Here is a 15876-nt window from a genome sequence, read left to right as displayed (position 1 = left end):
GTGAAATTAAGATTCAGGTAATATGTTGATTCATAATGATAAGTCATCACTCTACACCTTGAATCATAATCCTAAATATTGTAAAATACTCTTATTTAGAGCCTTTCTATGTTGAATTAATTATATTCGCTTGCTTATGCACCACAAGGGGAGATGTATGGGAGACTAGAGAAGATAGGTGGGAAAATGCCTCTCATAAATCACCTTGGGTTGTCGCAACATTGTAAATCTCACTCTTAATTTTGAATAGAGTGCATACCATTGCTAAGCATTTCTGCTTGATCCTGTGGCTGCAATGAGCGAATTTATTCAAGGAGTTTTCTGGATTTTCTCACAATTTCTCATCCACGCTTAAGAGGACTTAAAACCTGAAAAAGAGTGGACTGAGTAAATTTAGCTTTATGGGATAAATATCTCATATATCAGGATAGCTCGCTAATTTAATTCCTCGTACAGTTTACCTCTCCACTTTCACCACATCCTTGTTCAGATCTAAATTTTCTGGTGCAATGTCAATAAAATGGGCTTTATTTATTTATACGTGGTATATGGTGAAGAGGCGTATATGCAAGAGTATATTTGTCTGTGAGATATTGAAGATCTTGAATATTACCTTAACTCCATTCATAAAATGCTTTTTGAGATTAAGGATGTCGATACGTTTTCTATAAGTTTGTTGCTGTAAAGGTCCCGCGTATTCTAATGCGTTTGCCATGACCAATGCATACATACCATACGATTTTCCCACATTGGGTAATTTGTTTAACAAGATGAGGGGGGCGTGGTTTAGGCATGGTATTTTACATCTTATATAGTAAATCGTCGTAATATTCATTCGTGGACAAATTTAAAAATTTGTCTGGGTGTGTTGTTGAATTTGGTAGTGGAATATCGGATTTAAGATAGATAAGCAGTTCACCGGTGGGCTTTATTTCTATGAGTTCGCACCCTTGTTTTTTGGCTTCTCTTAAAGCGCGCGCAATGGCTGGTTGCGTTATGGTAGCTGAACGAGGCGCCATATTTTTCTCCTTAAATTTAAGATGAAATTCACTCGTGTTGTGAATCAGGGATTGATTGAAAACTGTTAGGAAAGGGTGGAGTTAGATGTGTTTAATTTCATATTTCCAACCTTGTCGTTGTATAAGAGTCAAAACGACTTCTCCTCTATGACATAAGCACACATCAGCTTCAAAGCAAGTAATTGCAACACACCTTTTATCCCCCAAAAAGCTAGTGTAATTTTTTTATTGCATGAGGATTATTTTTAAGAGTTGTGTTGTTATAGTCATCAAAAAGCTTTTCATAATCTTCTCGTGTTTACAGATTGCGTCTTTTTTTGGAGGCAATTCCAAATTCAGGCAAGTTCATATATGTAATGCCAATGTTGTTTATAGCTTTCTCTGATTGCTTTTTGAAACACCATGTTTTCTACTTATTGGATTTTTACGAACCTCACATAAAGCTTTTATATTATTTTCTATGAGACAATTTAGATAATGGTCTAGTGATTTTCCTTCATAGCCAATGGTAAAGAAACAATATTTTTCATCGTTAGCAGGGGTTATGATTTTAGTCGCGTGTACAGGACTGGTGAGGTTTAAGGAATAGCATTTGTGATTTTCTGGTTCAAAAGAAATTTATCTCTTCTGTTAGCGGCTTTAGCCGTTTTTTTAATGGCTCTAGCCAAAGCTTTTTACCTTGGCAAGAAAAGTGAACAGTACAAACAAACAGAGCATGCTTTAAAGACAGCAAGAACCCGTTTTGAGGTAGAAAATGAAGTTAATCAAAAAACTGATTCTGGTGTGCGTTCTGCTTTGTCTCGCTGGGTGCGCGGCAAATAGGTCTGTTTCTTGTGTTGGTTGGTTGCCAATTTATTTAGACCGTAAAGATGTTGAGGTCATTAGTTCCAACCTAGCAAGAGATATCTTGAAACATAATCAATAGGGAACACGCTTATGTGGTTAGCAAAATGAGTAGAAAACATAAGCCGGAAAAAGATCTCTCAGAAACAGAACAACAGCTGCTTCATGAGATGATAGAAACCTACCAAGATTTAAAAATGATGTCACGTATGGCTAGCCTTTATTGTCTTTATGTTTGTCATGGATTTGTCCCGTTTTATGGACGTCATAGAGAATAGCTTCTCACACTTTAAAAAAATGGATAACAAAGAGTTAGATTAAACTTCTTTATTTAAAATGGTAAAAAAACCTTGAAAATAAGCTCTGATTCGCAATTGCAATATATAGATGATGATGCTATTTGATAGTGTTATAGGTTTTGTATATCAGGTGGTTTAAAAGGTGGTCTTATTTTTAAATATTCTTATTAACGCATTGAAAAGTAGTAAGAAATTATTATAAAATGGTATCTCTCGACCACACCATTAGAGGTTAGTCTCTCAGTAACGAGAGGAAGTTGTGTAGAGAGGGGGAATCTATACGTATTATAGAAAAATATTTCTTTGTGTGTTATTCATTGGTGCGTTCCTCATAATGGTTCATTTTTTATTACTTCATCTGTACATTTGAAATGTTATTTTTTAAGGATTGGGTGGAGTTGCAGTGAGAAGTATAGTGATTTTAAGGTATTTAACACTTCTTATTTGTATTTCTTTATTATCAGCATGTAGCGATTCACGTGCTGTCCTTTGGCATGGGATTCATGCAACCCCTTCTATGACTGCAGTAGAAAGAGAAATTGGGGGGAAACCAATTGTCCCAAAAGCCATCATCCCAGTGTATGTTGCCACAAGTCGTATGATGCAAAATAATTACGCTCAACCTTATGGCTCAGAGCGATCAAATAAAGTGCATTATAATCGCGTTGATGTAGGAATTCCTCAGCAACATGTAAAAGGAGTTGTTGAAATAAATGCGTATAAACCTACACATGATAAGTATTTTGCAGCAGTAGCATTGCAAAAATACGATAATAAAGAACAGTTTAAGCAGCAATTAAATGCTGCTTTAGCAAAAAAAACAAAAGGAAAAAGGGAAATTTTTCTTTTTATCCATGGATATAATAATAATTTTGCAGATGGAACGTTTCGTACTGCACAGTTTACGTACGATTATTCTTTAGATGCTGTCGCTGTACATTATTCTTGGCCTTCTGCTGGATCAATCCCTCTTTATATTTATGATCGAGACAGTGCTAATTTCGCTCGCGATGGATTGATAGAGCTTTTGACACTTATTAGTGAAACTAATGCTGATCAAATTTCGGTTATTGCACATTCTATGGGCAATTTTGTTATAATGGAAGCATTTAGAACCTTAGCACTACAAGGAAAATATAAACCTATTCGTCGTATTACAAGTTTATTAATGGCTGCGCCAGATATTGATATTGATGTATTTGAGCGTCAACTTAATGATATTAAAAAACTCCCACAGCCCACAGCTATTTTAGTATCTAGAGCGGATAAAGCTCTCGCTGTTTCAGGGCGTCTTACAGGTGGGCATCATCGTGTCGGAGATGGTTCAGATATTGAAATGTTGCGTAAAAATGGAATAGCTGTTCTTGATTTTTCTCATGTGGATGGAGGGGCACACAATGTATTTGCGTCTTCACCAACATTGATGGCTCTTTCTCGAGAAGGTTCTTTAGCTTCAACAATTATGCAAGGTACAGAATTGTCACCTAGTCAAGCGCTTCTTGCTGATGGTAGTAGCGTATTGGAGAAAACAACACATCTTATCCTTTATACCCCCATACGTTTTCTTTCTCCGCGAATTTCACGTTGATCGTAAAAAGAGAGAAGAGACTCATCGAATAATGTATTGGGATAATATTTTTTAGTACTTTCTTTAGAATAGCTTTGTAAAATAGAAAATAGATAGCGGGATGGATGTAAAAACCAATTATTAGGTGATTTTGAGATGATTGCACCGGAACGCTACGGTAATACGCCTAAAGTTATTGACTATTTATCTCATTCCGCAATTAATTTGTTAAACATTCATGCGATGCTTGTGAAGGTGAGAAAAGGTGATATGGGGGAAAAACCAAATTTATTGCGTCAAATTAATTCTACAAAAAAACAATTAGACGAGATAAGCCACGCTCTTATTTTAGAATACCGTAAGCGCCAAGAAAATGAGCGCTTTTTAAAACAGATGTTGCTATCTATTTCCGATCAACTTTTTTCACTTAATAATGGTTTTAAGGAAACAGGACGTCTTTTCTTTCAAGAAATTAGAATGCTTCAATCTCAGATACAATGCTTATACGAGGGTAAAGAGAGGCTACATTTGTTGAATAGTCAAGAAGCTTTTTGTTCTCCATCAAAAATTGATGAAGTCATTAAACAGTTACAAAAAGCTCGAGAAAAGCTCATTCTTGAAAGCCCACATCTCTTTGAGAAAAAGCATAAAAGCTAAAAAATAAAAGTTCTTTTAGTTGAGCCGATAGATAATTTTAATTTTACAGAAAAAGGGATACTAGAAGGTTATGTTTTTTTAATAAAAGAATTTTCATTATCATATAAGACATGCTTATTTGATAAGCATACTATTTGTCACATTAAAGCATTAATAAAAAATTTAAGGTGATCTAAAAGGTTGACGAGAAGGTGAATTAAGAGAGGGCGATTCATAGATTATCAGCAGTATTGGTAAAGGCATCTTCTTAAGAGAAATATTATGATGGGGCGGGGCTGTAGTCGAATATTCGAAAAGAGAATACACATTCTTAGTTTTTTCGCTATACATACTACAATAAGCGCCGTAAATGGGGCTTGGTTCTGCCACAAGACTTTCTTTAAAGGAGCGCGCGAGCTTGCTAAATCTTATAGCGATATTCTTAAAGAAGGCAATGATCCTATTGTCTTTCTGAGAACAAACTGTCTTAAAACAGCAAAGTAATAGCTTTAAAGAGTTGTGCAGGCGGCTTTTGAAAGTAAAAAAGCAGATACGGTATGAAAAGCACTTAATCGTATTAACATTTGTTTGAAATATGCTGCGGCCTTTGGTTTGGATGTTGATCTACAGGCTTGTATGAAAGCACGCGCCCTTTTAGGAAAGCCTCGTACTACATCACAAATATTCCGGCTATGTCTTGGCAAGAGATTCCAGAATTTTATCAGAATTTGGATGATAAAATCCTTTCAAATTTAGCACTGAAATTACTTATTTTGACTGGAGTACAGTTATATCTATTGCGATATTTACGTCTTGAACAAATAGAGAAGAATATATGGATAATATCGAAAGAAAATATGAAAAGTATTGTAGGAAATTCATGTGCCATTGAGTGATGAAGTCTTAAAAGTGATTGAAAAATCTCTTCCTTTTGAAACTCCCCTTTGAAAAAAATGTTTTTTTATTTGCTGGTCTTACCGGCAAGCCAATTTCTGATACAAGTATGGCAAAATATATGACCGTTTGTAGTTTGACTTATCGCCCCCATGGTTTCCGTTCACGCTTATGGGATTGGATAGCAGAAACAACGTCAACACCATTTGAAATTGCCGAAACTGTTCTTGCCCATTCAGTTGGTAGTTCAGTTACAAAAGCTTATATGCGGACAGATTTTTTAGAACAATGACACGCCCTCATGGAACAGTGGGCAGCGTTTATAACAGAAGCGGCATGATAAAGTATTCACAGCCATTAGAGTAAAGATATAATCGTCCTTATTCTATCCTAATGGTAACCCTAAAGCTTCAAAGAAGCGTTGATGTCTTTTTTCGGCGTCAGCTATGAGCTTATTAAATGAAATCACCTCTATATAGGATTTATAGCCTTTGTGATATCCAAAATATCCCATATGATCACCTGTCTCTGTTAAATCCCAATCTGTGCAACACTCTCTTATGCTAGGAGTTAAATCACAGATAATATAACAATAACCGGGAACTTTTCCCTCCAAATCTATTGGACGTCCCTTTGGGGTACATACTTTACCCTTACGAATTTCTTTTAAATAAGTCATGACCTGTTGAATAGGATCTGTTTCAATACCAGCTTTTGCATCATTTCTCATGGGACGCTTAATTTCTACTATAGTAAGAGATGCCAAAGGAGAATATTCTGAATCCCCTTTGCTATCTGATACTAATAAAGGATTCTCATAGAGAGAATTATCACACAATTTTAAACTACATATATCAGGTCTTTCCTTTGCAATAGATCCTGTAATAAGCATTTTTTGTAATGGGAGATCAGAAGCTAAATAATCATGGAATACTAATTTTTCGTCTATTAACCACAAGTTACAATTATTCATAGCTACGGAATTAGAATCACACTTCATCGGTACTATGAGTTGATGAATAACGTCTTCTTTAACATATTTTTTATCACCTTCAGAAAGAGAATTTAAAGATTCCTTCAAAAGTTCTATGATCGTTTTTCTGTGAAATAAGTAATTTGCCAAATCGGACTTTTTAAGATCACCTACAGCATTTACATATTTATTAATTCTTGCAGTATAACTGTCTAAATTTTCTCCTTGTTGAACTGCTAAAATATTATGACCTTCTTTTAAAATTTCATTTTCTATTCTAGCGAAACGTTCATGTAAATATAGCTCTAATTCTGAATCCTTTATTGTAGGAGAAATCATATAGTCATTGTCTGTTAAATAGTTTAAGAGTGGACGATAACGTGGTACTTTATGTGTGAACTGTTCAACTATCTCCTTACTGTTTTGAATGTTTTGCTGTAACTCTACAGCTAAATATTCTTGAATTTTTTCATATATAGCTTGCCGTATTATCGAAAATGATATTTTTATTCTTTCAAATAAATTTTCTTGTTTATCTTCAATCTTTTCTTCAATATCAAAGCCTATTCTTTCAGAACGTACTCTCTTATCCAAAAAAGGGGAGCTTATGTAGCAAGAGTAGATAAATTCACCTGTATTATCTTGTAGTTTTGATTGCATACCAGGAATTTTCTTAGATAATTTTTCTTTTGTAATAACCCTATTGCCTGCACAAAAATATAAAGCCTGATTTTCTAAAGGTAAGGATCTAAATTTAATATGCATAATAGAAAAAATATCATTTCTAATTTTGATTTCTTCATTAAAAATGTCTCCATGCATACATTGCTTATATAGATCATTCAACGATATCTTTTCCGTGTCATCTTCAATAGTTATGGAGGGACAACCACCAGTTCTTGCAAAATACCAGAGACAATGTTCTAAAAGTGCTTTTGCAATAGATTGTAGCGCTTTAGGAATATGAACTTGATATTTTTTTTCAGATCTTTTAATTCGACAACAGTTTCTCTTTTTGCACAATTATCTTGAAAATCCTCTAATGTTTTTATACCTGCGGTAGTATCAAATAAAAATGCGCGTCCTTTTAACCCTTTATCTGTTTCATAAATACTCCTGATTTTTATATTATCAAAAGCTTTAAGCCATAAAAGTCGTCCTATACCATGACAGCCTTTTTCTATCTTGTAATCTGAGTCTAAAGTTTCAAATGATTGAAAATTATGATCATTAAAGCCTGTACCATTATCGATTACTTTAAAACCTATAATTTGTGTTTTGTTTAGTTTTTCAGTGCCTTCAAGTGTTAGTAAAGCTTGCTCTGATCTTATGACTGAAATTATAATGTAGCTTGAGGAAAAATCATTTCCTGTTTCTTCAATGGAATGGATAGAATTTACAACTGCTTCAAAAAGAGGCAATAGAGCATGATTTTCTGGTAAAGATGTATTTCTTACGCGGCCACTTAAATTTGTTTTCATTATCTCCCCCTGATTTATACAAGATAAGCAATCGTGTTGTATTATAAAAATCTGATTTTCTTCACGTCTTTAAAGAACCAAAATTTCAAAGCCAATCACACTTAGTATACGCTATTAGAATCTTTAAATCCATGAAACAAGCTAATTCAAAGGCTAATTTTTCAAAAAACACTTTTTTAAATATGCAAAGACATTATCATGATGTCTCCATGAGACGTGCAAAATTAAAAATCTATAGGCTAAAAATTTTGCACGTCTCAAAGTGTATTTAGAGTCGGATATTTGGTTTTTGTGTAAAAATACTTCCCAATGCATCTATAAGGCGTGAAAAATCAAGCGCTAATAAGAGTATAATAAGTACAATCCATTTCGTATAACGCGACATCACTTTCACGCTTTTATAAGTCATGATGATCTCTTGAAGAATTTCTTTTTCCGCTTCTGTAAGCTCTATATCGTCTCTTGTTTTTCTTTTAGCCATGTTTCCATCCGCACAAACGTTCACCTAGGGTGTTATGTTTTAAGATATTTCTTGCTAAGCTTGAACTGATGACGTCAACATCTCTTTTGTTTAAATAAATGGGTAACCAACCAACGAGAAAAAGCAGTACGCACATCAGTGTCATTTTTTTGATTAACTTCATTTTCTACCTCCAGACGTGTTTTTGCTGCCTTTAGCGTTTTTTCTGTTTGCTTTTGTTGTTCTGCTTTTTTGCCAAGCATGAAAGCTTTGGCTAAAGCCATAAAAAAAGCGGCTAGTGCTGCACCTGTTAGGAGTAAATTCTTTTTCAACCATAAGATCATAGGCGGTGCTCCTGAAAGCGTTTGGCAACAAAGATAATGCCTACACCTGCTGCTAAAACCATAATGCTAGCAAAAGCCCATTGCACTGGACCATTGCCTGCCAATAAGCCTCCAAGCCCTGAAAAAGAGCCAATAACTGGTGCCAATGCTTCTGCCTTAAAGCGTCCCGTTGGTTCTTTGGTTTCCAAGGTTTAGTAGTTAGAAGAAATATAAGCACCTTTTGCCCACAGTCCTGCTTCTGCTGCACACCGGTGCACAAGACCTTGTAAACGCTTACCACCGGCTTTGGTCCATTTTTGTAATTCGGCCGGTACCGCTTCATAATCGCCACTATTGAGTTTTTTAATAGGGTAGAATTGCAAAAAGCTACTGTTCCTACATTATAACAAAAGGATACTAATGCTGCGAATTGTTCGTCTGTTAATAAAGCTGTAATAGTGCGTTCAACAGCATTCTCAAATTGTCTTAAGTCTTTACAAAGAAGACTTTCATCTTGTTTTTCGATGATTGCCATCGTTTTGTGAACAAAAGGTTTACTGAGGCAGCTTTAGATCAAGAGAAGGATTCTCTGTAAAAAAAGAAGCTTATGCTTGCCGTAAGAGTTTAACAATAAAAACTTCAGATTCATTTAAAGGTGAAGTTATTGGTATGTTTGTTAGAAACTTAGACAATTTTTCACAACAAGACATAGCAAGATTTAAAAAATTATTGGAGAAATTAGGTAAAAAGCAGGCGTCCTATAGAGGCAAGTTGCAAAATCCTATTCCCTTACGTTTATTAACGAATCCATCACCTCTTAAAACATACATAAAATCAGTAAGTTATAGGACAGATAAAAGAATATGGTGCCCCCAGAGAGACTCGAACTCCCGACCCCCTGATTACAAATCAGGTGCTCTACCAACTGAGCTATAAGGGCATAACCATGTACGAGTTAGCACAAACTCATAAAAAGGCAAACAGAAAATTATCAATTCTTGTGTATATTATGTGCATATTAAAAGAAAATTATATAACAAATAAAAAAATAATCAGCTTATTCCTTTTCTCACGATTATTTATAGTAACGTTGTAATTATCCTTAGTGATATCTTATAGAATCTTTGATAAGAATTTAGCATTTTTCTATTGAATTACGAATCTTAAGACGCTGACTGATGAGCAAGATATTTTTCTAGCCAGTGAATATTATAATCACCATCAGCAACATCTTGATTATTAATAAGATCGCGAAAGAGAGGTAGTGTCGTTTTTATGCCATCAACGACAAATTCATCTAAAGCACGTCGTAAACGCATCATACATTCTCGACGAGTACGTCCGTGAACAATCAGCTTTCCAATCATACTATCATAATAAGGAGGAATCCGGTAACCTGAATAAGCACCCGAATCAACGCGAATTCCTAAACCTCCAGGGGTATGGAAATGTGTAATGATTCCAGGTGATGGCGTAAAATTAATAGGATCCTCTGCATTAATACGACATTCAATGGCATGACCGGAGAAACAAACATCATCTTGTGTCACTGAAAGCTTACAGCCTGATGCAATATGAATTTGTTCATGAACTAGGTCTATACCTGTAATTGCTTCAGTTACAGGATGTTCGACTTGTAAACGCGTATTCATTTCAATGAAATAAAATTCACCATTTTCATAAAGAAATTCAATAGTTCCAGCTCCACGGTATCCAAGTTCAGCACAGGCATTTGCAACAATACTGCCAATTTTTTCCCGTTGAGTCTCATTAAGGGCAGGTGATGTAGCTTCTTCCCATACTTTCTGATGCCGTCGTTGAAGTGAACAATCTCGTTCTCCTAAATGAATAGCATTTCCCGCACCATCACCTATGACTTGAACTTCAATATGACGCGGTTTTTCTAAATATTTTTCTATATAAACAGCGTCATCACCAAAAGCTGCTTTTGCTTCTGAACGCGTTGTTTTGAGAGCTATAGAAAATTCCTCTTCAGAATGAACGACCTTCATACCACGCCCCCCACCTCCAGCAGAAGCTTTGATAATAACGGGGTAACCAATTTCACGAGCAGTGCGCAAAGCATCTGATTCTTCAGTAACAGCACCATCTGAACCAGGAACAACAGGGATACCAAGTTTTTTTGCAGTTTTTTTGGCTTCAATTTTATCACCCATGATTCGGATATGAGCAGCCGTTGGACCAATGAATGTAATATCATGGGCTTCTAGAACATCTGCAAATTTTGCATTTTCAGAAAGAAAGCCATAACCTGGATGAACCGCATCAGCTCCTGTAATTTCACATGCAGCAATAATTTGTTGAATACTTAAATAAGAATCACGAGCAGGAGGAGGGCCAATACAGACACTTTCATCAGCAAGGCGCACATGCATTGCATCTGCATCAGCAGTAGAGTGAACAGCTACGGTTTTTATGCCAAGTTCTTTACAGGCACGTAAAACCCGAAGAGCAATTTCTCCCCGATTAGCAATGAGGATTTTTCGAATCATGGTTGCCCCTCGCTTTATTCAACAATAATAAGTGGTTCACCAAACTCAACGGGTTGAGCATCTTTGACAAGAACAGTCGTTACCGTACCTGAGCGTGGTGATGAAATTTGATTCATTGTTTTCATGGCTTCAATGATCAGTAATGTTTCACCTTCAGAAACCTTTTGACCTACTTCTACAAACGGTCGTGCACCTGGTGAAGGAGCAAGATAAGCTGTTCCAACCATTGGAGAAGTTATTGTATTTTTTGATTTATCTTCTTGGGGAGATTGTACGGGAGATTCAGTTGTTGCAACTGGAGAAGATGTTACAGAAAAACTAGGAGTAGAAACAGGGGTATAGACTGCTTGTTCGGAAAAAGTTGAGGTATTTTGGCGTGAAACACAAATACGAAGCTCCCCTTGCTCAACTTCAATATTCGTTAAATTCGTATCATTCAAAATTTCAGCAAGATCACGAATAATTTTCGTATCAATTGCGGTATATTTTTCCGAATCTATTTTTTTTGTTGCCATTTTATTTCTAACTCCTTGATCAATAAAGATCGTCATTATCTCATTTTATGACCGAATATCTCTAGATTTAAGGATAATATCTTTTGAGTCTTTAAAGATATTTATTTCCTTTAAGTCATTATACTTTGCAATTTTAAATTCGTATCTGCTTCATGCAAAATTGCACTTATAAGCCTGTTGTCAAAAAAGAGAAAGCCCAAAATCACTCCATTTACAGTATTCTTCCTAAAACGGATTAGATATAGAACTGCTACTCACTGTATATTGTCTATTGCTTGTTTTAGAATATCTTGTCTGGCTGCACCGATAAATACTTTATTACCGATGATGTAAGAGGGGGTTCCCGTGATATGAAGTGTAGAGGCAATTTGAATATTTTCTTTAAAGGCGTTTTGTAAATTAGGATCTTTTATTGCATTACGGAGTTTTTTTTCATCGGCTCCTAATGAAACAGCTATTTTTATAGCTTTAGCCTCATTTGCGCGTCCCTGATTCACTAGGAGTGCTTTATGAAACTGTGGATATTTTTCTGGAAGTTGTTTTCGAAATGCATAAGCAACCGTATGAGCTGCCATGGAATCAGGTCCTAAAATTGGTAAATCCTTGATAATAACGCGTAGATCTGGGTATTCTTTTATCAAGTCTTCTATATATGAATATGACATCTTACAATATCCACAATTGTAGTCAAAAAAATCAACAAGTACTTTTTTACCATTTGGATTTCCTAAAATTGCGTCATGAGGGGAGTGGAAAATTTCCTTTTCTAAAGAATGAATAACTGAAGTTTGTCTTTGGTTTTCGTATTCATTTTGTTTTTCCAGCTTGTCTTGAAGGATAAGCTGCATTTCAATCATAATTTCTGGATGAGTAAGAAGATACTCTCTGACAATTTTTTGAATATAATGAGAATCAGTATCGGATATCATTTTTTCTTTAAGCTTAGATAAAAAGCTAGAATCTTCCAAAAGTTGTGTTTTAAGCTTTTCTAAGTTTAAATGATTTTCTGCTTTGGGGTGTGATGCTGCATTTGATAAAGAAGGTGAAAAGATTGAAAGAGTCAACATAACTGGGACTAAAATTTTTGAAACAAGCATTAATTTCGAGTTTTGAGATTGATGGATCATCTGTATCCCTTCATATTTTCTATTGCGTTATTAAGTGAACTATATGAAAAGCGTTATCTAAGTGCAATAAAGCATTTAGCTATAGTATGTATTTACGAATGAGAGAAAACATCAATTTTTTCTAAAAGCTTTTCATACGTATTTATTGTGGAAAAAAGCAGGTTGGTCGTACAATGAAGAACGCTTGTGTTGATTTTTGCCAGTTACCTTATTGAGTAGTGTGAAACAAAATTAAATAATGAAAAGTAAAATTATGAAAACCACAACACATTATGAATTGTTTATCATTGGGGGAGGAATAAACGGGTGTGGATTAGCAAGAGATGCAGCTGGACGCGGTTTTAAAGTGGGATTAGCTGAAATGAATGATCTTGCATCGGGAACTTCAAGTGCATCAACAAAGCTTATTCATGGGGGGCTGCGTTATCTTGAACACTATGAGTTTAAACTTGTTCGTGAAGCACTGAAAGAACGTGAGGTCATTTTACGTATGGCGCCACATATTGTGCGTCCTTTGCGTTTTCTTCTTCCTTATCATAAAGAATTACGTCCTGCTTGGATGTTGCATTGTGGACTTTTTATTTATGATTATTTAGGTAAATGGAATCAGAAACTGTGGCGCAGTAAAACAATTAATTTTTCAAAAAGTTTTTGCTCTACACTGAAAAAAGAATATGAGAAAGGGTTTGAATATTCTGATGCCAGAGTAGATGATGCCCGTTTAGTCATTGCCAATGCACGTGATGCAGAAATGTGGGGAGCTGATATAAAAGTACGAACAGAAGTTCTCTCTTTAAAAAAAGAAAACAAAAAATGGCGTATTGTTTTACAAGACAAATTAAGTGGTAAAAAATACAGTGTCACAGCCTCTTATATCGCGAATATGACGGGACCGTGGATTGATCGTGTTTTGACAAACATATTAGATTGTAAAGAACATTCCTCGGTACGGCTTGTTAGAGGTTCTCATATTTTGGTTCCCAAGCTTTATACGCATGATCGTGCTTATATTTTTCAAAATGGCGACGGGCGTATTATATTTGCTATTCCATATCAAGAAGAGTTTACATTGCTTGGAACAACGGATTGTAACTATCAGGGAGATCCAGCTGACGTTCGTATTACGGATAAAGAGATTAATTATATTTGCGCAGCAGCCAGTGAATATTTCATACAACCAATATTACCAGAAACTGTTGTTTGGTCTTACTCTGGAGTTCGTCCACTTTATGATGATGGAGCTTCGAAAGCACAAGAAATTACACGTGATTATGTTTTAAAAGAAATGGGAACAGGAAGCACACCCAAAATTCTTAATCTTTATGGTGGAAAAATTACAACGTATCGTAAATTAGCTGAAGATGCGATGAAATTCGTTGAAAAAGCGCTTGGCAAAAAAGGAGCATCATGGACGGCTAATGCAGTACTTCCAGGAGGTAATTTTCCTTATAACCAATTAGATACAATCGAAAATAGGATTGCTCTTTTGATGCCAGATTTAGATGCTTTTACACAGCGCAGACTTGCACGCTCTTATGGTACAGAAGCATTGGTGATATTTGCAGATGGTAAGGCGGTTAGGGGAAAAAATTTTGGACACGGGCTTTATGAAGTAGAAGTAAAATGGTTGATGGAAAAGGAATGGGCTAAAACATGTGAAGATGTGTTATGGCGTCGTTCAAAACTTGGCCTCTTCTTTGATGAGCAAGAGGTTGCTGCTCTTTCTTCCTATATGCAAAGTCAAAAAGGCAATTAAAAAATTTTTATAGTCATTTAGCTTTACAAATTTTATCTGCAGTGTTGTAAAATATTTTTTTATCAAAAGATATTGATACAAGCTATACACATTGAAAAAGGCTAAAGAAAATTAAGTTCATCAGGGAAATTATGTCATGTTTTAGTTTATTATCCTAAACTCTGTGCTAAAACATGTAAAGATAGAAGGCTCATGAGTATAAAAAAGAACTTGTAAATGAGTTTTTATTATAGATGAAGATGTTCTTTTCTCATTTATATATCTGAGCATGACTCCATGAAAGTATGGTTTAGTATGATTGATTATCGTAATCCTTTATATCAATTGAATAAAGAATTTGAATAGAGAGGCTTTTATTATGCTCATGATGGTATCAGAGAATAAAACTTCTTATAAACTAAAAAGTAACTATTTTTCTATGTATAAAGAGAAACCTATGAGGATATGAGAGTAATACCCTCGTGATATTTTACAACCTTCCATCGCCTATAAAATTTGCAGTAGCACCAATGTTGGACTGGACAGACCGGCATTGCAGGTTTTTTTATCGTCTTTTAACGAAAAAAGCACTCCTTTACACAGAAATGATCGTAGCAGATGCTGTTATTCATGGTGTTCGTGAACAATTGTTGGCTTTCAGCCATGAAGAAGCTCCCGTTGCATTACAATTAGGGGGAGCCGATCCGAAAAAGTTGGCAGAAGCCGCACGGATTGCTGAAGATTTTGGTTATGACGAGATAAATCTCAATGTTGGTTGTCCATCAAATCGTGTTCAAGCGGGTATATTTGGAGCTTGTTTGATGTTACAACCTGATATTGTGGCAAATGCTGTGGAAGCGATGAAAAAAGCAGTGACTATACCTGTAACGGTCAAATGTAGGCTTGGGGTTGACGAACAGGATGAAGAATTCGCTTTAGATTTTTTGGCGGATAAAGTTTGGAATGCAGGGTGTGATGCTCTTTGGGTCCATGCACGTAAAGCATGGCTAAAAGGATTAAGCCCGAAAGAAAATCGCAATATTCCACCCCTTAATTATGAAAGAGTTTATAAGTTAAAACGAAAATATCCTCATAAGTTCATTGGGATAAATGGTGGAATTAAATCAATTGATGAGATAAAAGAGCACTTGCTTTTCTGTGATGCTACCATGGTTGGTCGCCAAGTTTATCATAATCCAACTTTGTTAAAACATATTGATTTTGAACTCTATGGTAAGTCACAGAATAATTTGAGTGAGAGTGATCTTATTGAAACCATGTGTGATTATGCGGCTCGACATATTGCATCGGGAGGACGGCTTTCTCATGTGACACGTCATATGATTGGTTTATTTCATGGTCGGGGTGGGGGACGTCGATGGCGGCAAATATTATCAAATGATGCGACAAAAGCAAATGCAGATGTATCTATTTTGAAAAAAGCTTTTTCCGCTCTCATTGAAGAACAGCCCCAAAATTAATATATATTAC

13 protein-coding genes, 1 tRNA gene and 4 pseudogenes are annotated in these 15876 nt (G+C 35.4%); 7 read left to right on the top strand and 11 right to left on the bottom strand.

Annotated features, from left to right (window positions below; translation table 11 throughout):
- Window positions 1-683: 683 nt before the first annotated feature.
- Window positions 684-794 (bottom strand): annotated as a pseudogene (locus AC6ER8_RS04625) (tyrosine-type recombinase/integrase); the annotation flags it as partial.
- A 6-nt stretch (window positions 795-800) separates the two neighbouring features.
- Complete coding sequence (locus AC6ER8_RS04620; protein WP_497077603.1) at window positions 801-1019, bottom strand: hypothetical protein; 219 nt, start codon at window positions 1017-1019, stop codon at window positions 801-803.
- 594 nt (window positions 1020-1613) lie between these two features.
- Here AC6ER8_RS04620 and AC6ER8_RS04615 point away from each other — a divergent pair.
- From AC6ER8_RS04615 to AC6ER8_RS04595, 5 genes and pseudogenes are all read left to right on the top strand, one after another.
- Complete coding sequence (locus tag AC6ER8_RS04615) at window positions 1614-1841, top strand: hypothetical protein (RefSeq protein WP_497077602.1); 228 nt, start codon at window positions 1614-1616, stop codon at window positions 1839-1841.
- A 116-nt stretch (window positions 1842-1957) separates the two neighbouring features.
- Window positions 1958-2178, top strand: a pseudogene (locus AC6ER8_RS04610) (hypothetical protein).
- A gap of 386 nt (window positions 2179-2564) precedes the next feature.
- Window positions 2565-3749 carry an alpha/beta hydrolase gene (locus AC6ER8_RS04605; protein WP_497077601.1) on the top strand — a complete coding sequence of 395 codons (1185 nt, stop codon included), beginning with the start codon at window positions 2565-2567 and terminating at the stop codon, window positions 3747-3749.
- A gap of 135 nt (window positions 3750-3884) precedes the next feature.
- A complete protein-coding gene (locus AC6ER8_RS04600; protein WP_497077600.1) occupies window positions 3885-4385 on the top strand; it encodes a hypothetical protein in 501 nt (166 codons plus the stop codon).
- 275 nt (window positions 4386-4660) lie between these two features.
- Window positions 4661-5550 (top strand): annotated as a pseudogene (locus AC6ER8_RS04595) (tyrosine-type recombinase/integrase).
- Between the two features lie 93 nt (window positions 5551-5643).
- On the opposite strand, the gene AC6ER8_RS04590 reads toward AC6ER8_RS04595, so the two are convergent.
- The 9 genes and pseudogenes from AC6ER8_RS04590 to AC6ER8_RS04550 form a co-directional block, all read right to left on the bottom strand.
- On the bottom strand, window positions 5644-7077 hold the full coding sequence (locus AC6ER8_RS04590) for a hypothetical protein (RefSeq protein ID WP_497077599.1): 1434 nt from the start codon (window positions 7075-7077) through the stop codon (window positions 5644-5646).
- Window positions 7078-7154: 77 nt separating this feature from the next.
- Window positions 7155-7712 (bottom strand): hypothetical protein, encoded by a 558-nt coding sequence (locus tag AC6ER8_RS04585; RefSeq protein WP_497077598.1) that lies wholly within the window; start codon window positions 7710-7712, stop codon window positions 7155-7157.
- A 268-nt stretch (window positions 7713-7980) separates the two neighbouring features.
- The gene (locus AC6ER8_RS04580; RefSeq protein ID WP_497077597.1) at window positions 7981-8193 is read right to left on the bottom strand and encodes a hypothetical protein; all 213 of its coding nucleotides are present in this window, start codon (window positions 8191-8193) and stop codon (window positions 7981-7983) included.
- Window positions 8194-8267: 74 nt separating this feature from the next.
- A complete protein-coding gene (locus AC6ER8_RS04575) occupies window positions 8268-8516 on the bottom strand; it encodes a hypothetical protein (protein WP_497077596.1) in 249 nt (82 codons plus the stop codon).
- Window positions 8513-9051, bottom strand: a pseudogene (locus AC6ER8_RS04570) (lysozyme); the annotation flags it as partial. The gene AC6ER8_RS04575 and the pseudogene AC6ER8_RS04570, both read right to left, overlap by 4 nt.
- 308 nt (window positions 9052-9359) lie before the next feature.
- Window positions 9360-9435, bottom strand: a tRNA-Thr gene (locus tag AC6ER8_RS04565).
- A 223-nt stretch (window positions 9436-9658) separates the two neighbouring features.
- Entirely contained in the window at window positions 9659-11008 is a 1350-nt protein-coding gene (gene accC, locus AC6ER8_RS04560) for an acetyl-CoA carboxylase biotin carboxylase subunit (protein ID WP_497077595.1), read from the bottom strand.
- Between the two features lie 14 nt (window positions 11009-11022).
- The gene (accB, locus tag AC6ER8_RS04555) at window positions 11023-11523 is read right to left on the bottom strand and encodes an acetyl-CoA carboxylase biotin carboxyl carrier protein (RefSeq protein WP_497077594.1); all 501 of its coding nucleotides are present in this window, start codon (window positions 11521-11523) and stop codon (window positions 11023-11025) included.
- A gap of 254 nt (window positions 11524-11777) precedes the next feature.
- Window positions 11778-12650: a DsbA family protein gene (locus AC6ER8_RS04550; protein ID WP_497077593.1), complete on the bottom strand. Its 873-nt coding sequence runs from the start codon at window positions 12648-12650 to the stop codon at window positions 11778-11780.
- 235 nt (window positions 12651-12885) lie between these two features.
- Between AC6ER8_RS04550 and glpD the strand changes: the two genes are divergently transcribed.
- The gene (glpD, locus tag AC6ER8_RS04545; RefSeq protein WP_497079606.1) at window positions 12886-14406 is read left to right on the top strand and encodes a glycerol-3-phosphate dehydrogenase; all 1521 of its coding nucleotides are present in this window, start codon (window positions 12886-12888) and stop codon (window positions 14404-14406) included.
- Between the two features lie 461 nt (window positions 14407-14867).
- On the top strand, window positions 14868-15866 hold the full coding sequence (gene dusA, locus AC6ER8_RS04540; RefSeq protein WP_497077592.1) for a tRNA dihydrouridine(20/20a) synthase DusA: 999 nt from the start codon (window positions 14868-14870) through the stop codon (window positions 15864-15866).
- The last annotated feature ends 10 nt before the right edge of the window (window positions 15867-15876 follow it).

The organism is Bartonella sp. SL320 (assembly GCF_059687635.1).
The sequence above is the reverse complement of the archived record's forward strand: the minus strand, read 5'-3'. Positions and strand labels throughout refer to the sequence as shown.